1 protein-coding gene is annotated in these 523 nt (G+C 61.0%); it reads left to right on the forward strand.

Going from position 1 to position 523, the window contains the following annotated elements:
- Positions 1 to 13 precede the first annotated feature (13 nt).
- The coding region (locus SLH47_RS26540) for a glutathione S-transferase family protein (protein ID WP_320244118.1) at positions 14 to 523 on the forward strand (510 nt) is incomplete at its 3' end.

Here is a 523-nt window from a genome sequence, read left to right on the forward strand (position 1 = left end):
GCGCGATCTTCGCATCCGATGGGCCCTCGAAGAAGCGGGATTCCCCTATGAAATAGCGACAACTCCTGTAAGCGATGCCGAGGCGCGCTTGCCATTTCAGCCCTTCGGTCAGGTGCCCTGGCTTACCGATGGCGAAGTAACGATCTTCGAGACCGGGGCCATCCTGTTGTATCTCGGCGAGCGAAGCACCACTTTGATGCCGGTTGATCGGCAGGGCCGCGCCAACGTGACGCAATGGCTCTTCGCGGCACTCAACTCGGTCGAGATGCCCGCAGTGCCCTGGTCGCTCTATCGGTGGGCCGACGATGAAACACAATCACCTGGCCGCGCCCATCTCGAACGCTTCCTCGACGGACGCCTCGACCACATGGAGGCAGTGTTGACACAACGCGACTGGCTCGCCGGTCCGTTCTCGATTGCCGACATCGCGATGTCAGACGTGTTTCGACAACTGCAAAGCTACGATGTCTTTGCCGAGCGGTTAGCCTGCCAAGACTATGTGGCGCGTGCCACCGCACGGGCG

Origin of the sequence: Cognatiyoonia sp. IB215182 (assembly GCF_033963905.1) — a bacterium.
Taxonomy (GTDB): Bacteria; Pseudomonadota; Alphaproteobacteria; order Rhodobacterales; family Rhodobacteraceae; genus Yoonia.